At 71.1% G+C, this 19,933-nt stretch carries 17 protein-coding genes; 4 read left to right on the top strand and 13 right to left on the bottom strand.

Annotated features, from left to right (window positions below; translation table 11 throughout):
* Nucleotides 1-24: 24 nt before the first annotated feature.
* Together FHR37_RS09340 and FHR37_RS09335 are read left to right on the top strand one after the other, a co-directional pair.
* Entirely contained in the window at nucleotides 25-1,521 is a 1,497-nt protein-coding gene (locus FHR37_RS09340; protein ID WP_092883639.1) for a DUF1349 domain-containing protein, read from the top strand.
* An 83-nt stretch (nucleotides 1,522-1,604) separates the two neighbouring features.
* A complete protein-coding gene (locus FHR37_RS09335; RefSeq protein WP_237768805.1) occupies nucleotides 1,605-2,024 on the top strand; it encodes a hypothetical protein in 420 nt (139 codons plus the stop codon).
* Here FHR37_RS09335 and FHR37_RS09330 read toward each other — a convergent pair.
* The 11 genes from FHR37_RS09330 to FHR37_RS09280 all read right to left on the bottom strand — a co-directional run bounded on the left by FHR37_RS09330 (nucleotide 2,021) and on the right by FHR37_RS09280 (nucleotide 15,426).
* Nucleotides 2,021-3,238 (bottom strand): dihydrofolate reductase family protein, encoded by a 1,218-nt coding sequence (locus FHR37_RS09330; protein ID WP_237768804.1) that lies wholly within the window; start codon nucleotides 3,236-3,238, stop codon nucleotides 2,021-2,023. The two genes, FHR37_RS09335 and FHR37_RS09330, sit on opposite strands and share 4 nt — an antisense overlap.
* Before the next feature lie 21 nt (nucleotides 3,239-3,259).
* Nucleotides 3,260-4,036: a triose-phosphate isomerase gene (gene tpiA, locus FHR37_RS09325; protein ID WP_092883788.1), complete on the bottom strand. Its 777-nt coding sequence runs from the start codon at nucleotides 4,034-4,036 to the stop codon at nucleotides 3,260-3,262.
* Between the two features lie 39 nt (nucleotides 4,037-4,075).
* The gene (locus FHR37_RS09320) at nucleotides 4,076-5,257 is read right to left on the bottom strand and encodes a phosphoglycerate kinase (protein ID WP_092883787.1); all 1,182 of its coding nucleotides are present in this window, start codon (nucleotides 5,255-5,257) and stop codon (nucleotides 4,076-4,078) included.
* A 2-nt stretch (nucleotides 5,258-5,259) separates the two neighbouring features.
* The gene (gene gap, locus FHR37_RS09315; protein ID WP_092883638.1) at nucleotides 5,260-6,282 is read right to left on the bottom strand and encodes a type I glyceraldehyde-3-phosphate dehydrogenase; all 1,023 of its coding nucleotides are present in this window, start codon (nucleotides 6,280-6,282) and stop codon (nucleotides 5,260-5,262) included.
* Between the two features lie 220 nt (nucleotides 6,283-6,502).
* Entirely contained in the window at nucleotides 6,503-7,483 is a 981-nt protein-coding gene (gene whiA / locus FHR37_RS09310) for a DNA-binding protein WhiA (RefSeq protein WP_092883637.1), read from the bottom strand.
* 87 nt (nucleotides 7,484-7,570) lie between these two features.
* A complete protein-coding gene (locus tag FHR37_RS09305; RefSeq protein ID WP_092883636.1) occupies nucleotides 7,571-8,626 on the bottom strand; it encodes a gluconeogenesis factor YvcK family protein in 1,056 nt (351 codons plus the stop codon).
* On the bottom strand, nucleotides 8,623-9,492 hold the full coding sequence (gene rapZ / locus FHR37_RS09300) for an RNase adapter RapZ (protein ID WP_092883635.1): 870 nt from the start codon (nucleotides 9,490-9,492) through the stop codon (nucleotides 8,623-8,625). Before rapZ ends, FHR37_RS09305 begins: the two co-directional genes overlap by 4 nt.
* Nucleotides 9,489-11,690, bottom strand: a complete 2,202-nt coding sequence (gene uvrC, locus FHR37_RS09295) for an excinuclease ABC subunit UvrC (RefSeq protein ID WP_092883634.1) — start codon at nucleotides 11,688-11,690, stop codon at nucleotides 9,489-9,491. The genes rapZ and uvrC overlap by 4 nt, the downstream gene beginning before the upstream one ends.
* A 92-nt stretch (nucleotides 11,691-11,782) precedes the next feature.
* The gene (locus FHR37_RS09290) at nucleotides 11,783-12,322 is read right to left on the bottom strand and encodes a Rieske (2Fe-2S) protein (RefSeq protein ID WP_237768803.1); all 540 of its coding nucleotides are present in this window, start codon (nucleotides 12,320-12,322) and stop codon (nucleotides 11,783-11,785) included.
* Nucleotides 12,323-12,440: 118 nt separating this feature from the next.
* A complete protein-coding gene (locus FHR37_RS09285) occupies nucleotides 12,441-13,778 on the bottom strand; it encodes a nickel pincer cofactor-dependent isomerase, group 22 (RefSeq protein WP_092883633.1) in 1,338 nt (445 codons plus the stop codon).
* Nucleotides 13,779-13,851: 73 nt separating this feature from the next.
* Nucleotides 13,852-15,426 (bottom strand): UxaA family hydrolase, encoded by a 1,575-nt coding sequence (locus tag FHR37_RS09280; protein ID WP_237768802.1) that lies wholly within the window; start codon nucleotides 15,424-15,426, stop codon nucleotides 13,852-13,854.
* 245 nt (nucleotides 15,427-15,671) lie between these two features.
* On the opposite strand from FHR37_RS09280, the gene FHR37_RS09275 reads away from it, so the two are divergent.
* Nucleotides 15,672-16,574 (top strand): FadR/GntR family transcriptional regulator, encoded by a 903-nt coding sequence (locus FHR37_RS09275; RefSeq protein WP_139238968.1) that lies wholly within the window; start codon nucleotides 15,672-15,674, stop codon nucleotides 16,572-16,574.
* Nucleotides 16,575-16,705: 131 nt separating this feature from the next.
* Nucleotides 16,706-17,698, top strand: coding sequence for a type IV toxin-antitoxin system AbiEi family antitoxin domain-containing protein (locus FHR37_RS09270; RefSeq protein WP_092883630.1), 993 nt, complete (start codon nucleotides 16,706-16,708; stop codon nucleotides 17,696-17,698).
* Between the two features lie 47 nt (nucleotides 17,699-17,745).
* Here the strand turns inward: FHR37_RS09270 and FHR37_RS09265 are convergent, their stop codons facing one another.
* Both FHR37_RS09265 and FHR37_RS09260 read right to left on the bottom strand, forming a co-directional pair.
* Complete coding sequence (locus FHR37_RS09265) at nucleotides 17,746-18,846, bottom strand: glycoside hydrolase family 172 protein (protein WP_092883629.1); 1,101 nt, start codon at nucleotides 18,844-18,846, stop codon at nucleotides 17,746-17,748.
* A gap of 242 nt (nucleotides 18,847-19,088) precedes the next feature.
* Nucleotides 19,089-19,925 carry a YceI family protein gene (locus FHR37_RS09260; protein WP_092883628.1) on the bottom strand — a complete coding sequence of 279 codons (837 nt, stop codon included), beginning with the start codon at nucleotides 19,923-19,925 and terminating at the stop codon, nucleotides 19,089-19,091.
* Nucleotides 19,926-19,933: the final 8 nt, after the last annotated feature.

Raw genomic sequence — 19,933 nt, 5'->3', positions numbered from 1 at the left:
CCACTGCCTCGTAGAACCGACGGCATGTCGACCACCGAACTCCTTCGGCGGGAGTGGACCGCGTTCTGCCACCCTGGCCGGCTCGTCGCCCTGGCCGCCGCAGCCCTCACCGTCATCTCCGTCGGCCTGCTGGTCTGCCTCGCCAACCGCTCGTCCTGCGACCCTGGCCCCTGCCCGTCCGTTCCCGTCGCCGGCGACGGTTCCACCGTCAGCGACAGGTTCTGGTTCCTGCATCGTGACCTGGGGCCCGAGGGCAGCATCACGGTCCGGATGACCTCGATGACGGGGACGATCACCTACCCTCCGCCGAACCACGACCAGATCGTGTCCGGCCTCGTGCCGTGGGCGAAGGCCGGAATCATCGTCAAGGACGGGTTGCGGCAGGGCTCGCCGTACGCGGCGCTGATGATGACCGGCAGCCACGGCGTGCGCTTCCAGTACGACTACGAGCACGACGTCGCCGGAAGCGTGGGCGGCGTATCGGAGCGGTCCCCGCGCTGGCTGCGCCTCACCCGCTCGGCCGGCACCATCACCGGCGCCGAGTCCACCGACGGCCGGCGGTGGCACACCGTCGGGACGGTGAAACTCGCCGGGCTGCCGAACACCGTGCAGGTCGGGCTCTTCGCCACCTCCCCCGGCGACCTGACCCTCCGCAAGGTCGGCCTCGGCGGTGCGATCGAGGAGGTCCGGTTCACCCAGGCCGTCGGCACGTTCGACCATGTCACCGTCGAGGGCAGTGCCACCGGCTCCTGGGTCAGCAGCCCGGTCGGCCGGATGAACGAGACCGACTGGGAGAAGGACCACCACCCGTCCGGAGCGGTGCGGCACGACGGCGGTGTCACGGTCAGTGGCACCGGCGACATCGGCCCACGCAGTGAGGAGGGCGTGCCGGCCGTCGCGATGATCCTGCTCGGCCTGACGGTCGCACTGATCGTCGTGATCGTCGTCGCGGGCCGCTACGGCGCCCGTACGGCTCCTGGCATGGGCTCCCGACGCGTGATCGCCGCCCAGGCGGCCGTCCTCGGGGCAGCCACCTTCGTCACCGGTCTGGTCGCTGTCGGCGTCACCCTCCCGGTGGGGCTGGTGATCCTCGAGGGCAGCGGCATCCCCGTACAGCCGGTGTCCGCCGCGACCGGCGCGCGGGTGAGCGTCGGAGTCGCGGCGGTGCTCGCGCTGTGCGCGATGCTCACGTACGGACTCGGTGTGCTGCTGCGGCGCGGCTGGGCGGCGATCCTCGTCGGTTCGTCGCTGATCGCCGTGCCCTACGCCGTCACCGCGGTCCCGCTGCTGCCGGACACGGTGTCGGAGTGGCTGCTGCGGCTCACCCCGGCCGCGGGCTTCGCCGTCCAGCAGACGATGGTGAGGTATCCGCAGGTGACCGCGCACTACGCGCCGTCGGCCGGGTACTTCCCGCTCCCGTGGTGGGGCGGGCTCGCCGTGCTCTGCGCGTACACCGCGGTCGTGGTGCGAATCGCCCTCGGCCGCAGCCGGAAACCTGCATCGAACACCGACTGGCGATAATGCGGAGGCGCCGGTCCGGCACCGGCACGGACCGCGCCGGCGGAGAAGCCTCGGCGCGGGCCGTACGGAAGGGACGACACGCAATGAGCTCTGCCCACGACTCGGCCGAGTGCGCCGAGCATCACGACCTGGTGCGCGACTTCGGCGGCGACCGGCCGCGGATCGTGGTCCTGTGCGGCTCCACGAGGTTCTACGAGGAGTTCCGCCGGCAGAACCTTCGGCTCACCCTGGCCAGCGTGATCGTCCTGTCGATCGGCTGTGACACCAGGGCCGACGGTGACCTGTTCGGGGCGGACGGCGCGGGCGAGGTGGACGAGCTGAAGGCGCGGCTCGGCGCGCTGCATCTGCGGAAGATCGACCTGGCCGACGAGGTGCTGGTGCTGAACGTCGGCGGCTACGTCGGAGAGTCCACCAACCGCGAGATCGCCTACGCCACCAGGATCGGCAAGCCCGTTGAGTACCTCCACCCCGTTCGGGAGGAGGCCCGGAACGCCATCTCCTAGTCGAAGAGGTGGGCGTTGACCTCGCGGACCAGCGGGGCGAGCTCGGGTAGCTCCACCACCTCGACGCCCGCGTCGCGCAGGCGTTCCACGCCGTGGCAGTCGACGAACAGCGCGGGTTCGCGCCAGGCGAGCACCACCCGGCGGATGCCCGCGCGGATGATCAGGTCCGCGCAGGGCACGGGATGGGAGGCGCGGGCGCTGCAGGGCTCCAGGCTGGTGTACATCGTGGCCGCGGCCAGCCGCGGGTCGGCCGGGTCGACCCGGCTCAGCGCGACCTCCTCGGCGTGCTCGCGCGGGCCGGTCTCCCGGGAGTAGCCGGTGGCGATCTCGTGTCCGGTGTCGTCGACGACCACCGCACCCACCGCGTACGCCGACTCGGTGGGCGGGCAGGCGCGGGACAGCTCGATCGCCCGCCGCAGCCAGAAGTCGTCGGCGGCCGCGAGCAGGTAGCGGGCCAGCATCACGTCACCGACCTGGCGTACCTCGGCCAGCCGCATCCGGTTGCCCGGCCCGTGCGGGAAGTCGCCCGCACCGACCAGTCGGGGCGCGTCCGGGTCGCCGACGAAGAACGGCGCGACCACCAGGTGCAGTTCGTCCACCAGATCCGCGGCGAGGAACGCGGTGAGGATGCGCGAACCACCCTCGACCAGCAGGCGGCGCACGCCGCGCCGATGCAGGTCGGCGAGCACCGCGGTGAGGTCCACCCCGTCCGAAGGGCCGCCACTCAGGTCGCCTGCCAAATCGCCAACCAGGTCGTCGGTGTCGACGACCGTGGCCGTGGAGCCCAGTCGCGCACGCAGCTCCGCGGCCGAGCCGGCGGAGGCGTAGACGAGCCGCGGCGTCGTCTCCGGACCGGCGGTGAAGAACGCCGCACCGGGGTCGAGGTCGCCGGAACGGGTGAGCACCACCTTGGCCGGGTTCGGTGGAAGACCGGCCGCCACCCGCGCCTGCCGGCGTTCGGAGGACCGGACCAGCAGTCGCGGGTCGTCCCGCCGGACGGTGTGCGCACCGACCAGGATCGCGTCGCACCCGGCCCGTACGTCGTCCACCCGGTCCAGGTCCGCCTCACCGGACAGGACCAGCCGGGCGTCGGCACTGTCGTCCAGGTAACCGTCCACCGACTGGGCCGCACTGGCGACGACGTACGGGCGTTCGGGCATGTCACTCACCGGGTCGATCACCGGGTCGGTCACCACGTGCGACGACCAGGGCAAGCGACCACGGTGATTCCCTGCTCAGGAAGGCAGGTTGGGCAGCTCGTGGTAACGGCAGATCCCGGCGAACTCCTCCGGGTCCAGGCTCGCCCCGCCGACCAGAGCGCCGTCGACGTCGGGCTGGGCCATGATGCCGGCCGAGTTGGCCGCCTTCACCGACCCGCCGTAGAGCACCCGCACCGCGTCCGCGACGTTGGCGTCGTAACGGTCGGCGACCGCCTGCCGGATGGCCGCGCAGACCTCCTGCGCGTCCTCGGGCGTGGCCACCTCACCGGTGCCGATCGCCCACACCGGCTCGTACGCGATCACGATGTCGGCGACCTGCTCGGCCTTCAGACCGTCAAGTGCTGCTTGCACCTGGCCGACGGCGTGCTCGACCTGGCGTCCCTCGCGCCGGACCTCCAGGCCCTCGCCGACACACAGGATCGGCACCAGGCCGTGCCGGAACGCGGCCTGCACCTTGGCGTTGACGAGCTGGTCGTCCTCGTTGTGGTACTGCCGGCGCTCGGAGTGCCCGACGAGGACGTACCTGCAGCCCAGCTTGGCGAGCATCTCACCGGAGACGTCCCCGGTGTAGGCGCCCTTGTCGTACTGGCTGATGTCCTGCGCACCGTGCACCAGGTGGAGCTTGTCGCCGTCGATCAGCGTCTGCACCGACCGGATCGCGGTGAACGCCGGCAGCACGGCCACCTCGACGCGTTCGTAGTCGTGCTTCTTGTCCTGCAGGATCCAGGTGAGCTTCTGGACCAGGTGGACTGCCTCGCGGTGATCGAGGTTCATCTTCCAGTTGCCGGCCATCAGCACCCTGCGGCCGCCGGTCTGCTTCGTCGCCACTGTCTAGTCCTCCAGGACCGCGATGCCCGGCAGCGTCTTGCCCTCGAGGTATTCGAGGCTCGCACCGCCACCGGTCGAGATGTGTCCGAAAGCGTCCTCGTCGAAGCCGAGAGTACGCACCGCCGCCGCGGAGTCGCCGCCGCCGACGACCGACAGGCCGTCGATCTCGGTGAGCACCTGCGCGACCGCCCGGGTGCCCTCCGCGTAGGCCGGGATCTCCGAGACGCCCATCGGGCCGTTCCAGAACACCGTCTTCGCGCCGGACAGCTTCTCCGCGAACAGCCGGCCCGACTCCGGGCCGATGTCCAGGCCGAGCCGGTCGGCCGGGATCGCGTCCACGGACACGACGTCGTGCTCGGCGTCCCCGGAGAACTCGGTCGCGGCGACCACGTCGACCGGCAGCACGATCCGGTCGCCGTTCTGCGACAAGTAGCGCTTGACGGTCTCCAGCTGGTCGGCCTCGAGCAGGCTCTTGCCGATCTCGTGCCCCTGCGCGGCGAGGAAGGTGAAGACCATGCCGCCGCCGATCAGCAGCAGGTCGGCTTTGCCGAGCAGGTTGTCGATGACGCCGAGCTTGTCGGAGACCTTCGCGCCACCCAGCACGACGGCGTAGGGGCGTTCGGGCTGGTCGGTCAGCCGGCGGAGCGCCTCGACCTCGGCGACCACCAGGCCGCCGGCGGCGTGCGGCAGCCGCTGCGCCACGTCGTACACGCTGGCGTGCTTGCGGTGCACCGCACCGAACCCGTCGGAGACGAACGCGTCGGCGAACTTCGCCAGCTCGTCGGCCAGCGCACCGCGCTCGGCGTCGTCCTTGCTGGTCTCCCGCGGGTCGAACCGGACGTTCTCCAGCAGGGCGACCTGCCCGTCGGCCAGGCCGTCCACCGTCTCCTGCGCGCTCGAACCGACCAGGTCGGAGGCGAACGCCACCGGGGCGCCGAGCACCTCACCGAGGCGCTCGGCCACCGGCGCCAGGGAGAACTTCGGGTCCGGTGCGCCCTTCGGCCGGCCGAGGTGGGCGGTCACGACCACCCGCGCGCCCTTGTCGGCGAGCGCGCGGATGGTCGGGACGCTGGCCCGGATGCGGCCGTCGTCGGTGATCCGCCCCTCGTCCAGCGGGACGTTCAGGTCGGAGCGGACCAGCACCAGCCGGCCACGAAGGTCACCCAGGTCGTCGATGGTCGCCAGGGTCACAGGGACCGACCCACGAGGGCGGCGAGGTCGACCAGACGGTTGGAGTAGCCCCACTCGTTGTCGTACCAGCCGACGACCTTGACCTGGTTGCCGTTGACCATCGTCAGCGACGCGTCGATCGTGCAGCTCGGTGCGGTGTTGACGATGTCGGAGGAGACGATCTCGTCCTCGGTGTAGACGAGGATGTCCTTCAGCGGGCCCTCGGCGGCAGCCTTGAACGCCGCGTTGACCTCCTCCTTGGTGGTCTCCCGCTCCAGGTCGACCACGAGGTCGGTGACGGAGCCGGTCGGCACCGGGACACGGAACGCCATGCCGTCGAGCTTGCCCTTGACCTCGGGGATGACCAGGCTGGTCGCCTTCGCCGCACCCGTGGTCGTGGGGATGATGTTGATGGCGGCCGCCCGCGCACGGCGCAGGTTGACCGAGCCCTTGCGGGTCACCGCGATCTGGTCGAGCAGCTGCTGCTCGGTGGTGTAGGCGTGGATCGTGGTCATCAGACCCTTGGTGAACCCGAAGTTGTCGAGCAGCACCTTCGTCATCGGCGCCACGCAGTTGGTGGTGCACGACGCGTTGGAGATGACGTGGTGCTTCGCCGGGTCGTACTTGTCGTCGTTGACGCCGAGCACGATGGTGATGTCCTCATCGGTGGCCGGCGCGGAGATGATGACCTTCTTGGCGCCGGCTTCGACGTGCTTGCGGGCGTCGGCCGCCTTGGTGAAGCGACCGGTCGACTCGATGACGACGTCCGCGCCGAGCTCCGCCCACGGCAGCTTCGCCGGGTCGGTCTCCGCGGTGGCGCGGAAGGACTTGCCGTCGACGGTCAGCGACGTGTCGTCGTACGTCACCTCGGCGTCGAGCCGGCCGAGCACCGAGTCGTACTTCAGCATGTGGGCCAGGACGTCGTTGCCGGTGAGGTCGTTCACACCGACGATCTCGACGTCCGCACCCTGGGCGAGTGCGGCCCGGAAGAAGTTACGGCCGATCCGGCCGAAGCCGTTGATTCCAACCCGAATGGTCACAGGACGCTCCCTCGCATGGGGTCGTTGCTTGTCGTGCATCTGCGCTGCGGACAGGGGCCTGGCCTCGTTGCCTGGCGGGGATTCCCTGGGTGTGCGCCGAGGCATTCTCACCGCGGAGACTATCTGGTCAGCCCCACCATCCCCCGACCCGGCCCGCGACGGACGGAGCCGCTGGTCGCGAACCCGGTGGGGCACCCGGCCCGAAGGTGCCGGGAAGCCGTCAGGAACTCATCATCTCCGCGGTGAGGTTGGCGTCGGTGCCGGGAACCCCGAGGTCGGCCGCCCGTTTGTCGGCCATCGCCAGGAGCCGCCGGATGCGACCGGCGATCGCGTCCTTGGTCAGGGGCGGCTCGTGGATCTGGCCGAGCTCCTCCAGGGAGGCCTGCCGGTGTTCCAGGCGCAGCCGGCCGGCCAGCTGCAGGTGCTCGGGCACCTCCTCACCCAGGATCTCCAGCGCGCGCTGGACCCGGGACCCCGCGGCCACGGCGGCGCGGGCCGAACGCCGGAGGTTGGCGTCGTCGAAGTTGGCGAGCCGGTTGGCGGTGGCGCGCACCTCCCGGCGCATCCGGCGTTCCTCCCAGGCCATCAGGCTCTCGTGCGCACCCAGCCGGGTGAGCAGCGCGCCGATCGCGTCGCCGTCGCGGATCACCACCCGGTCGATGCCGCGCACCTCGCGGGCCTTGGCCACGATGCCGATCCGCCGGGCGGCGCCGACCAGGGCGAGCGCGGCCTCCGGGCCGGGGCAGGTGACCTCCAGCGCGCCGGAACGACCCGGCTCGGTCAGCGAGCCGTGGGCGAGGAAGGCGCCGCGCCAGGCGGCCACGGCGTCACACGTCGAACCGTTGACCACCTGCGGCGGCAGCCCGCGTACGGGCCGGCCGCGACCGTCGAGCAGGCCGGTCTGGCGGGCGAGCGCCTCACCCTCCCGGACCACGCGCAGGACGAACCGGTTGGACTTGCGAAGGCCACCAGGAGCGAGCACCAGCACGTCGCTGACGTGGCCGAAGACCTCGGCGATCTCTCTGCGTAGTCGCCGGACCGAAGCACCGGTGTCCAGCTCGGCCTCGATGACGATCCGGCCGCTGACGATGTGCAGGCCGCCGGCGAACCGAAGGGTCGCGGACACCTCCGCTTTGCGGCAACAGGGTTTCGTCACCGTCGCGCTGGTGAGCTCCGCCTTGACCTGCGCCGTCATCGCCATGGCCCGATCCTGCCACGAAAGGGGAATTCGTACCGCGAATGGGTCGAGCCGGTGAGGCTTCTCAGGATCATCTTTCGCTACCCAGAGTCACGACGATAACACTTTGGCATACACACGGGCGAGTCGCTGAGGATCATGCTTGGGCGAACCGTCGGTCCAGGCGACGTCGGCCAGCACGAGTTCGGCGCCGAGCCGGGTGGTCGCGTCGACCAGTGCCGGATGGTCGGCGACGAACGCGTCGTCGGCCACCACGACGTCCACGCGCAGGTCAGGAGCGTGCGCGGCGAGCACCTCCAGGTGCCGCTCGGGCGAGAACCCGCGCGTCTCCCCCGCCTGCGGTGCGAGGTTGAGAGTAAGGATGCGGCGCGCCTTCGTCTCGTGCAACGCCGCCGCCAGCTCGGGGACCAGCAGGTGAACGAGAACGCTGGTGAACCACGAGCCCGGCCCGAGCACCACGCCGTCGGCCTCGCGGACGGCCGCTACCGCTTCCGGACAGGCCGGCGGGTCGGGCGGCTCCAGTGCCACGCTCCGGACCCGGCCCGGGGTGCTCGCCACCTCCGACTGGCCGCGCACCGTCTCCACCAGCGCGGGGTTCGCCGGATCGAGACCGTCGACCTGGGCGGTGATCCGCAACGGGACGGCGCACATCGGCAGCACCCGGCCACGGGCGCCGAGCAGCCGGGCCACCCAGTCCAGGCCGGCGACATGCCGGTCCGCCGGCATCCCCGTGCCGGCTTCCGTACCAGGCGTATCAGGCGTACCAGGCGGGCCCGGGACGGAGCCGGAGGATCGCTGCGCCAGGCGTTCCCACAGCGCCACGATGAGCAGGTTGCCGACCGCGTGCCCGGACAGCTCACCGTCGCTGGCGAACCGGTGCTGCAGCACCTCGGCCCACGTACGTCCCCATTCGTCGTCGCCGCACAGAGCGGCCAGTGCCTGCCGCAGATCACCGGGCGGAAGCACGCCGAACTCCGAACGCAACCGACCGGAGGAACCGCCGTCGTCGGCCACCGTCACCACCGCGGTGAGCCGCTCGGTGACCTGGCGCAGCGCCGACAGGGACGCGGACAGGCCGTGCCCGCCGCCGAGCGCGACGACCTTCGGCCCGCCGCCCGCCTGCTCCGTCCCCTGGAGCGAGCTCATTCGCGCCCCAGGTCACGGTGCAGGACGAGGTTGCCGATGCCGTGCTCCCGCAGCCTCGAGCCGAGTTCCTCCGCCATCGCCACACTCCGGTGCTTGCCGCCGGTGCATCCGACCGCGATCGTCGCGAACCGTTTCCCCTCCCGCAGATACCCCCGCGCCAGCAGGGTCACCAGGCCTTCGTACTGGTCGAGGAACGGCAGCGCGTCTTCCTGCTTCAGGACGTACTCCCGAACCTCCGGGTCCAAACCCGTCCGCGGCCGCAGCTCCGGCTGCCAGTGCGGGTTGGGCAGGAAGCGGCAGTCGACCACGAGGTCTGCGTCGACCGGGATGCCGTACTTGTAGCCGAACGACACGATCGTGGCCTGGAGTGCCTTGTCGTCCTCGGCGCCGAACGCGTTCACGATCTTCGCCGCGAGCTGGTGGACGTTGAGGTTGGAGGTGTCGATGACCAGGTCGGCGTCGGCACGCAGCTCGCGCAGTGCCTCGCGTTCGCGGGCGATGCCGTCCAGGACCCGGCCGTCACCCTGCAGCGGGTGCGGCCTCCGCACACTTTCGTACCGGCGGACTAGCACCTCGTCGCCGGCTTCCAGGAACAACAACATCGGGCGTACGTCACGGGCCCGCAGCGCCTCCAGCGCGCCCTGCAGGGCGGCGAAGAACGAGCCGGAGCGGACGTCGACGACCACCGCGATCCGGGAGACCGACCGGTCGCCGCCGCCGACCAGCTTGACGATCGTGGGCAGGAGCTCGGGCGGGAGGTTGTCGACGACGAACCATCCGAGGTCCTCCAGGACGTGCGCGGCCGCGCTGCGCCCGGCTCCGGACATGCCGGAGACGAGGACCAGCTCAGGAGGGTCTGTCGTCATCGGTTACTCCCCGGGTAGGTGCGAGAAGGTCGCATCATCGCGTCGTCGTCGGCGGCCGGCGACGGCGGGTCGGTGCGTTCCGCCTGATCGTCCCGCTCTGCCTGATCGTCCCGCGCCGGCTCCGGCGCGTCGTCCAGGATCTCACCGGTGGCGGTGTTGATCGCCGGCCGGCCGCCGGCCCGCTCGGGCTGGTGCAGCGCCGCCACCACGGACTCGGCCGTACGCATGCCGATGCCGGGCACCTCCGCCACCTCCTCGGCCGTCGCGGCCCGCAACCGCTTGAGCGACCCGAACTTCCGCAACAGCGCCTTGCGCCGGGTCGCGCCGAGCCCGGGTACGTCGTCCAGCAGGCTCTCGATCATCGACTTCGACCGCCGCTGGCGGTGGAACGTGATCGCGAACCGGTGTGCCTCGTCGCGGACGCGCTGGAGGAGATAGAGGCCCTCGCTGGTCCGCGGCAGGATGACCGGATCCTCCTGCCCGGGCAGCCACACCTCCTCGAGTCGCTTGGCCAGCCCGCAGACGGGTACGTCGTCGATGCCCAGTTCGTCCATCGCCCGGGCGGCCGCGGCGACCTGCGGCGGTCCGCCGTCGACGACGAGGAGCCCGGGTGCGTAGGCGAACCTGCGCTGCCGTCCGGTCTCCGGGTCGATCCCCGCTGGTACGCCGGTAGCGGCGCCGTTCGTCCGTCCGGCGGCGCCGCTGGAGCCGGGGGTGCCGTTGGACTCACCCGTTACCTCCGCGTCCTCGGAGTCGGTGGGCGAGGCCGCACCGACGTCACCGGTCTCGGCGTGCTCGTCGAGGTAACGCTGGAACCGCCGGGTGATGACCTCGTGGATGGACGCGACGTCGTTGGAGCCGTTGTCGCGGCCGCGGGCGCGCACCGTGAACCGGCGGTAGTCGCTCTTGCGTGGCAGGCCGTCCTCGAACACCACCATGGACGCCACGACGTCCGAGCCCTGCAGGTTGGAGATGTCGTAGCACTCGATCCGCAGCGGTGCCTCGGACAGGCCGAGCGCGTCCTGGATCTCCTGCAGCGCCCGGCTGCGGGTGGTCAGGTCGCTGGCCCGCTTGGTCTTGTGCAGCCCGAGCGCCTGGTGGGCGTTGCGCGCCACGGTCTCCATCAGCGACTTCTTGTCGCCGCGCTGGGGCACCCGCAGGTCGACCCGGGAACCCCGGCGTTCGGTCAGCCAGTCGGCCAGCGCCGCGTCGTCGGCGGGCAGGGCCGGCACCAGCACCTCGCGGGGAACGGACTCCCCGCCCTCCCCGCCGTACAGCTGGATGAGCAGCCGCTCCACCAGCTCACCGGTCTCGGCGTCGTCGGTCTTGTCGGCGACCCAGCCGCGCTGGCCGCGGATCCGCCCGCCGCGCACGTGGAACACCTGGACGGCGGCCTCGAGCTGGTCCTCGGCCAGGGCCACCACGTCGGCGTCGGTGCCGTCGGCCAGCACCACGGTGTTCTTCTCCAGCGCGCGTTCGAGGGCCTTGAGGTCGTCGCGCAACTTGGCGGCGCGTTCGAACTCCTGGTCGGAGGAGGCCTGGCGCATCTCGCGCTCGACCCGCCGGATGTAGGGCGCGGCGTGCCCGGCCATGAAGTCGCAGAAGTCCTCGACGATCTCCCGGTGTTCCTCCGGGGTGACCCGGCCGACGCAGGGCGCGGAGCACTTGCCGATGTAGCCGAGCAGGCACGGCCGCCCGATCTGGCCGGCGCGGTTGAACACGCCCTTGGAGCAGGTGCGCGCCGGGAACACCCGCAGCAGCAGGTCGAGCGTCTCCCGGATCGCCCAGGCGTGGGAGTACGGGCCGAAGTAGCGCACCCCCTTGCGCTTGCTGCCGCGCATCACCTGCAGCCGCGGGAACTCCTCGTCCAGCGTGACCGCCAGCCAGGGGTAGCTCTTGTCGTCGCGGTACTTGACGTTGAACCGCGGGTCGTACTCCTTGATCCAGGAGTACTCCAGCTGCAGCGCCTCGACCTCGGTGTTGACCACCGTCCACTCGACCTTGGCGGCGGTCTGCACCATCGCCTGGGTGCGCGGGTGGAGGGCGGCGAGATCCTGGAAGTACGACCCGAGCCGGGAGCGCAGGCTCTTGGCCTTGCCGACATAGATCACCCGGCCCCGGGGGTCGGAGAATCGGTAGACGCCCGGCTGGTCGGGAACCGAGCCGGGTGTGGGTCGATAGGTCGCGGGATCTGCCACTTTTCCGAGCCTAGGCGACGGCACCCCCATACGGTCGCCGGGCCGCCCCGCTACCGGCGTACCGGATGGGGTGAACCACCCGAACCGGCCGCTCAGGCGAGCTTGATCGACCCGCCGTCGACCTTGATCTTCACCGGCGGCAGCGGCCTGGTCGCCGGCCCGTTCTTGACCGAGCCGTCCAGGGCGCTGAACGCGCTGCCGTGGCAGTGGCACTTGATGATGTCGCCGGTCACGTCGCCGACCGGGCAGCCCCTGTGGGTGCAGATCGCGGAGAACGCCTTGAACGTCCCCTGCTCCGGCTGGGTCACCACGACCTTCTGCGCGGCGAAGATCTTGCCGCCCTTCACCGGGATCTGGCTGGTCGAGGTGAGGGAGCCGCCCCCGCCGCCCTTGGCCCCGTCGTCGTCGCCGGGCGCCTTGGTGTCGTCGCCGGACCCGGGCGTCTTCTTCGTCTTGTCGTCGGGCGTCTTGTCGTCGGTCTTCCCACCCGCCGAGTCGTCACCGCCGCTGGTGTTCGAACTGTCGCCACCGCAGGCGGCGAGCAGGGGGATCGCGGCGGCCGCGACGGCCACCCCGCCCAGGGCGTGCCGTCGGGTCATCGGTGCTGTGTCGCGGCGCTCGGGTGTGTCCACGGTGTCCTCCGTCTGTCACGCGGGTCGATGGGCAGAGTCGAGCACAGTTCTCCCACGACACGACACGAGGACCCGGGTGGTTCACCAGCTCCGGGATTTTCGCAGAACGCCGGGCGGCTCAGGCCTCGAGCTGCGGCCAGTCCGGCAGCGCGCCGTCCGGCGTACAGTCGAACGCCACCGGCTCCCCGGCGACCTCCAGCTGCGGCTGCTTGTCCACCTCTGTGCGCAGGCTCTCCGCCACCAGCAGATGGACCGTGTCCAGGGTGTCGTGCACCCGGACCAGCCGGACGTTCTCCGGGTCGGGCCGCCCGCACATCAGGATCGCCGCGGCCACGGCGGCCTCGTCGGTGGGCAGCGCGATCGGCAGCTTCGCCCGGCGCACGCCGCCGATGCCGGACGTCATCGCGTTCACGTAGAGCGCGTGCAGGTCGATGTCCTCCAGCACCCGGAACGGCACGAAGTCGGCGAGCCCCACGCCCACCGCGTTGCCGTACGACGCCTTGCTGATCCCGTGCACGGTGATGTTGGTGACGCGGGGACGCTCGGGCTCGGCGACGCCGTCGATCCACATCCGGCCGATGACGTTGGTGTCCATGCCGGAGCCGGACTTGTCCTTGCCGAGCTCGTCCACGACCAGCACGTCGAGGTCGTCGAACGGCAACCGGCCGAGCAGCCGGCCCGCCTCGGCGAGCAGTTCGGTCTCGGCCGGGCCGGCGATGCCGTCGGGTTCGACGAATGCGATCCGGGCGGTCCGCTCGTGGGCGTTCTCCACGATGCCGATGCCGCCGAGGACGCGACCCGTCTCGACGATGTGCCGGCCCACCGCGGGAATCCAGCGGGCCAGGCCGGTCGAGCCGTAGACGTGGATGCCCTCCGCGCCGCGCTGCTTGCCCAGGCCGATGGCGGCGATCTTGCCCAGCCCGGACTCGATCTCCCCGTGGAAGTCGGTGTGCGGCTTGATCCGGTTGACCAGCAGGATCCCGTCGGCCCGGGCGGCCTGCGCGTCGAGGTGGACCATCGGGCCGTCGGGCACCACCCGGCCGAGTTCGATGGTGTCCATGGTCGCCCGGATCGGGACGCCCATGGTCTCCTCGGTGACGCCGTACGACGCGAGGACGGCGACCTGGCCCTCGGCGGTGGCGCCGCCGTGCGACCCCATCGCCGGTACGACGAACGGCTCGGCCCCGGCGGCACGCAGCCAGTCACACGCCGCCCGGACCACCGTCGCCAGGTCGTGGATGCCCCGGCTGCCGGCGGTGACGGCGACGCTCATCCCCGGCCGGATCCGCGCCCGCAGCGCCTCCAGCTCACGGGCCGTCGCGGCGGCCACGTCCGGCTCGGCCGGTACGTCGTAGTGCTGGCGGACCGGGATCAGCCGCGGCAGGGGTGCCCTGGGCTGCAGCTCGCGTACGCGCTCGAAGGGGCCGAGCCCGGTGGGGCTGGTGGCGTCGCTCACGGCGGTTCCTCCCTGGGGTTCGCGCTGGGGTTCGCGTTCGGGTTCGCGCTTCTGCCTGGTCCGGCGTACCGGCTCACATCACCGCGCCGAGCTGCCACGGCACGAACTCCTCGTCGCCGTAGCCGAGCTCCTCGCTCTTGGTCTTCTCACCCGACGCGGTGGCCAGCACCCGGTCGAAGATCTGCCGGCCGACCTCCGCCACGGACGCGTCCCCGTCGGCGACGACACCGCAGTTGACGTCCATGTCGTCGGTCATCCGCTGGTAAACGTCGGTGTTGGTGGCCAGCTTCATCGACGGCGTGGGCTTGCACCCGAACGCCGACCCACGGCCGGTGGTGAAGCACAGCACCTGCGAGCCGCCGGCCACCATGCCGGTCGCGTTCACCGGGTCGTAGCCGGGCGTGTCCATGAAGACCAGGCCCTTCGCGGTGATCTGCTCGGCGAACTCCACGACGTCGGCCAGGTTGGTCGTGCCGCCCTTGGCCGCGGCGCCGAGGGACTTCTCCAGGATCGTGGTGAGGCCACCCGCCTTGTTGCCCGGCGAGGGGTTGTTGTCCATCGAACCGGAGTGCTTGGCGGTGTAGTCCTCCCACCAGTGGATCCGGCGGATCAGCTTCTCCCCCACCTCGCGGCTGACGGCGCGCCGTGCCAGCAGGTGTTCCGCGCCGTAGATCTCCGGCGTCTCCCCGAAGACCGCGGTGCCGCCGTGGGCCACCAGCAGGTCGGCGGCCGCGCCGAGCGCGGGGTTGGCGGTGATGCCGGAGTAGCCGTCGGAGCCGCCGCACTCCATCGCCAGGATCAGCTCGCTGGCGGGCACGGTCTCGCGGCTCACGGCGTCGACCTCGGGCAGCATGTCCTTGATCCGGGCGATCCCCTCGGCCACCGTCTTGCGGGTGCCGCCGAGCTCCTGGATTGTCATCGGCACGGTGATCTTGTGCTCGGGGATGTTCCAGTGCTCGACCAGGCCGGCGACCTGGTTGACCTCGCAGCCGAGGCCGAGGACGAGGAAGCCGGCGAAGTTCGGGTGGTTGGCGTAGCCGGTGAGAGTACGCCGGAGCACCTCGAAGCCCTCGCTGCCCGGACCGGCCATGCCGCAGCCGGTGCTGTGGGTGAGGGAGACCACGCCGTCGACGTTCGGGAACTCGTCGAGGACGTCGTACTTGAACCGCTCGGCGATCAGCTTGGCCGCGGTGGCCGAGCAGTTGACCGTGGTGAGGATGCCGATGTAGTTGCGGGTCGCCACCCGCCCGTCGGGGCGGACGATGCCCTGGAAGGTGGCCCGGGCGCTCTCGGGTACGTACACCGTGGGCCGGACGTCGACGCCGAAGTCGTACTCCCGCTCGAACATCTGGAACGCCGTGTTGTGCGTGTGCACGTGCCGCCCGGGCACGATCGGCTCGCTGGCGAACCCGATGACCTGGCCGTACTTGCGGACCGGCTCACCCGGTGCGACCGGCGCCACGGCGAGCTTGTGGCCGCGCGGAACGGCGTCGGTGACCTGCAGGGACCCGCCGGCGGGCAGCGCGTAGCCGCCGGGTGCGAGGTCGCCCATCGCGATCACGACGTTGTCGGTCTCGTGCAGCCGCAGCGTCAGGTCGGCGAGCGTGGGCTGGTCGGTGGCGGGCGTCACTGGCGGCACTGGCGTCACTTGTGTCACCTTCCAAGTCATCTGATGTTTCAATGCCGGAAATCGTACCCGCTCCGAAGCGGCCGCGGACCGCCGTAGGGCGTGTTCTGAGCAGGTTCGGGGCAGGTTGGCGGCAGGTTCGGGGCGGGGCCGGGGTGTGTTCGGGACGTGCCGCCGGGCGGGTGCCTTATGGTTGGGCCGCAGTCGACCCACCAGCCTGTCCGATGGTGGTCACCTCGGCGGTCACCCTGGGAGGCACGGCGGACATGACCGACCGGAAACCACGACCGAGGAAGCCGGCCCACCTCACGACCGGCCGCGACGGGCGCGGACCCGGCAGCGGTGGGGCCGCGGGAGGCGCCGGGGACGCCCGCAGCTCAGGGGGCGCCCGGGATTCCGGGGGCTCGCTCACCGGTGTCAGCCGGTCCGGACTCGCCGACCAACTGGCCGAACGCCTGCTGGACGAGATCGTCGCGGGCGTCTATCCACCCGACAGCAGACTTCCACCCGAGCCCGTCCTCGCCGAACGTGCCGGCGTCAGCCGGCTGACGCTGCGCGAGGCCATCAAGGACCTCCGCCAGCGGGGCGTGCTGCGGGTCCAGCAGGGGCGCGGCACGTTCGTGAACCAGCCCGACACGTGGGCGCCGTTCGACAGCACGGTGCTCAACGCGCGGGCGCTGCTGGAGTCGGGGTACGAGCTCGCGCACGAGCTGACCGAGCTGCGCCGCATCGTCGAACGCGGAATCGCCGAACTCGCCGCGGTCCGGCGTACCGACGAGGATCTGGATCGGATGGAGGCCGCGGTGGCCACCATGCGCGAGGCCTGGGCCGCCCAGGACCTGGACACGTTCAGCTCCGCCGACGTCAACTTCCACGACGCGCTGCTGCGGGCGGCCGGGAACGCGTTCGCGCTGACGTTGTTCCACTCCGTCGACGGGGCGCTGCGCTCGGTGCGCCGGCGCACGGTCGAGGAGAACGCCGAGCTCGCCGAGCGCGCGATCGACTACCACGCCAAGATCATGAGTGCCGTACGCCGGAAGGCCCGGCGCTCGGCCGGTGCGCTGATGGACGAGCACCTGCAGGAGACCGAGGACTTCACCGCCGCGCTGGCCGCCTCGGCGCGCGCCCGGGCCGACGAGGACGCCACCCGCACCCGCCGCCGCGCCTGACGCTCGCCGCGCTGGGTACGGCTGGGGAGACTTACGGGTGCTATAGCCCCCGTAAGTCTCCCAGCCCGCGTATCCGGATCGCCGTCCACAGGCCGTCGGCGTCGGCGGGCCGATGTGTGGGACCGTCACCCATGCCCGCTCCGCTCCCGCAGTCGCTCCTCGAGGCGATCGAGGCGCAGGCCGGGGTGGTGCTCCTGGAGCAAGTGCGCACGTGCGGCATGACCCCCGATCAGGTGCGCGCCCGGGTGAAATCCGGTCGATGGCAACGGTTGTATCCGCGTGTCTACCTCACCCATGGAGGGCCGGCGCAGCGACCGACCAGCCAGTGGGCAGCGCTGCTGTACGCGGGCACGGACGCGCTGTTGAGTCATGGCACCGCCGCCGAACTGTGGGGCCTGCGCGATGAACCGGTCGGCGCGGACGCTCCGGTCGACGTCACTGTCTCGTGGGACCGTCGTGTGCGCCCCCAACCTGGCCTGCGTCTCCGTTACTCCACACGGGTAACGGCAATTCGGCACCCGTCCCGCTTACCCCCACGTACCCGAGTCGAGGACACGGTGCTCGACCTGGCGGCGACGGCTGAACAGTTCCCAGAAGTCGTCGGCCTGGTGTGCAGCGCCTGTCAGCGCCGGCTGACGACACCAGCTCGGCTACTCGCCGCACTCGCGGCCCGTCCGAACGCCCCATGGCGTGCGCCGCTGCGGACGATGCTCGCCGAGGTCGAAAAGGGTGCGCAGTCGCCGCTCGAACTGGCCTATCTGCGCACGGTCGAACGCGCACACGGACTTCCGCGCGGCACCCGGCAGGCCCATCGGCGAACGAATTCGATCAGCCAGTGGGTCGACGTCTGTTACGACGAGTACCTCCTCGTCGTCGAACTCGACGGGCGGCTCGGCCACGTGGGTGACGGCGCGTTCCGGGACCGCCGACGCGACAACCACGCCGCGGAAACCGGCTACTGGACCTTGCGGTACGGCTGGGCGGAGACGATCGGCAGGCCATGTGAGGTCGCCGAACAGATTGCCCGCGTCCTGCGCTTGCGGGGATGGCGGGGAAGGGTCAGGGCCTGCCGGCAGTGCGGCCCCTCAGAGCAGGTGAGCTTGGGAGACTTACGGGTGTCATAGGCCCCGTAAGTCTCCCAAGCTCGGCCGATGTCGAGATCTCGGTCGGGTCAGAGGATTTCCAGGGTGTCCAGGTCGGGGGTCGCGGGGGCGGTGTGCGAGGTCTCCCCGGAGTACCAGAACGCCGTCGAGGCGATGTCGTCCTGCAGCGGGAGGTACCGCCCGCCCGAACGCCAGCCGAGCGCCTGCACCGTCACCTTCAGGTCGGAGGCGAAGCGGATCGGGTCGAGGACGTGCCAGCGGTACATCCCGAACCGCTGCTGGCTCTGGTACAGCCCGTCCGGCGCGATGATCTGGTGCAGGCCGAGGAACGGTGTCGAGAACGCGGTGTACCCCTGCCCCGGCACGTCGAAATTCCACGCCCCGCCGAAGTAGTCCTCGGTCCCGGTGCCGCAGATCGTCGGGAACTCCTCGTCCCCGTCCATGAAGAACTTCAGCTCGCCCTCGCCCCACCAGCCGACGCTGTTGACGCCCCACGCGAGGTAGGTGCCGACGTAGTGGCCCGCGCCTGTCACGCCGTCCAGGATCGTGTGCACGTCCTCGCTTGCCAGCGGGTTGCTGCGCCGCCACTGCGAGTGGAAGTACGCCACACCGCCGCCATCGTCGCCCTGTCCGCCGACCTCGGTGAGCGTGTAGTCCACCTGGTAGTAGACGATCACGTCCTCGTCGGCGAGGTTCTCAAGCGTCACCCGCGCGTTGTTCAGGAACGGCATCGTCCAGTACGAGTTGAAGCCGCCGTTGGGGTTCACCGCCACCGGCATCGAGCTCAGCTGGGCGAACTTCCCCCAGCCCTGGCCGAAGAAGTCGCCCACCGGCACCTCGACCGCGGGGCGGGTGTCGTCGTCCCAGTAGAAGCGCAGCAGCAGCCGACGCCAGTTCGACACGTGCGTGGTGAGCCAGATGTGCTGGATCGCGCCGGGGCCGTCGATCTCGGCGAGGGTCGCCGTCTCCCCCGCCCCGATCCGGATCGAGGGCGAGACCTTCCAGCCCAGGCCGAGGTCGCGGGCCGCCCTGGCACCCGTACCGTCCGTCGCCGCGCCGCCGCGCCCCTTCTCACCGGTGGGGTTCTCCGCGCTGATCGACCGGGTGACCGCACCGGACAGGTGCGCCAGATCGCCGAGGCCACTCACGAGACCCGAATTACCGCTCACGCCACGCCCTTCCGCAGATGTTCGTCGTCGAGCCGGTCCGTCCTCGCCCCCTGGGAGCGAGCCCGCCAGGAGCGGGTCCGGACCGACGCGACGACGCTATCGGGAAGAACGCCTGCCACGGCAGGTCGGAAGCGGTGCGTCGGACGGTCCGCCGCGTCCGCAACCGGACGCAGCGGGACCGGGCCGGTCGGTCGGCACGACGGGCGGGTTGGTACGACGAGGCGGTCGGTACGAGGGTCCGCTCAGAACGACGGGAGTTCCTCGCCCTGCACGGCCTGGATGTTCAGCTCCACCCGGATCGTCGCGCCGACCGCCGCGACTCCGGCTCGTACGAGCTGGTTGTAGCTGATCGCGAAGTCGTCGCGCTTCAGCTCGGTGGTGGCCCAGAAGCCGGCCCGTACCCCGCCGAAGGTGTCCGGTCCGGCGCCGAGAAAGCGCAGGTCCAGGCTCACCGGCCGGTTGATCGCGTTGATGGTGAGCGTGCCGTCCATCGTCCAGCGGTTCTCGCCGGTCGCGGACAGGTGTCCGCTGCGGAACTCGATCGTCGGGTGGCGCGCGACGTCCAGGAAGTCGGGCGTACGCAGGTGGTCGTCGCGCATCTTGTTGCCGGTCTCGATGCTGTCGGCGGAGATCAGGGCACGGACTTCGGACTCCTCGATCGGCCGGGCGATGTAGATCCGGCCGGCGAACCGGGTGAACCGCCCCTTCACGCTGGAGAAGCCCAGGTGCCGGGCGGTCGCCTCGATGTTGGAGTGGTCCGGGTCGATCACCCACGGCCCCTCCGCCGGCAGCGGCATGCCGCCGGTCCGCGGCAGCGTCACCACACCGAGCGTGGCGCCGCTGCCGCCGACGACGACAGTACGAGCGGCCGGGGTGTGCCCGGGCGCGGTGACGATGGCGGTGTAGGTCCCGGCCGGCAGCGGTCCGGTGACGACGGCGCCCTGGCCGTCGGCCTCGGCCCGGGCCACCTGCTGGCCGCGTAGGTCGGTCACCGTGACGATGCCCTGGGGCACCGGCCAGCCGTCGGGCGTCCGCAGGTCCGCGGTGAGCGCGGAGCGATCCTCCGATTGCGTGCGCATGCCGCTCC

This window comes from Actinopolymorpha cephalotaxi, from assembly GCF_013408535.1.
Taxonomy (GTDB): domain Bacteria; phylum Actinomycetota; class Actinomycetes; order Propionibacteriales; family Actinopolymorphaceae; genus Actinopolymorpha; species Actinopolymorpha cephalotaxi.
The sequence above is the reverse complement of the archived record's forward strand: the minus strand, read 5'-3'. Positions and strand labels throughout refer to the sequence as shown.

Excerpts from the sequence above, each read along its gene's own strand:
- FHR37_RS09340 (WP_092883639.1), top strand. The coding sequence starts at position 25 with ATGTCGACCACCGAACTCCTTCGGCGGGAGTGGACCGCGTTCTGCCAC.
- FHR37_RS09335 (WP_237768805.1), top strand. The coding sequence starts at position 1,605 with ATGAGCTCTGCCCACGACTCGGCCGAGTGCGCCGAGCATCACGACCTG.
- tpiA (WP_092883788.1), bottom strand. The coding sequence starts at position 4,036 with ATGGCCGGCAACTGGAAGATGAACCTCGATCACCGCGAGGCAGTCCAC.
- whiA (WP_092883637.1), bottom strand. The coding sequence starts at position 7,483 with ATGGCGATGACGGCGCAGGTCAAGGCGGAGCTCACCAGCGCGACGGTG.
- FHR37_RS09305 (WP_092883636.1), bottom strand. The coding sequence starts at position 8,626 with ATGAGCTCGCTCCAGGGGACGGAGCAGGCGGGCGGCGGGCCGAAGGTC.
- rapZ (WP_092883635.1), bottom strand. The coding sequence starts at position 9,492 with ATGACGACAGACCCTCCTGAGCTGGTCCTCGTCTCCGGCATGTCCGGA.
- FHR37_RS09275 (WP_139238968.1), top strand. The coding sequence starts at position 15,672 with ATGACCGACCGGAAACCACGACCGAGGAAGCCGGCCCACCTCACGACC.
- FHR37_RS09270 (WP_092883630.1), top strand. The coding sequence starts at position 16,706 with ATGCCCGCTCCGCTCCCGCAGTCGCTCCTCGAGGCGATCGAGGCGCAG.
- FHR37_RS09260 (WP_092883628.1), bottom strand. The coding sequence starts at position 19,925 with ATGCGCACGCAATCGGAGGATCGCTCCGCGCTCACCGCGGACCTGCGG.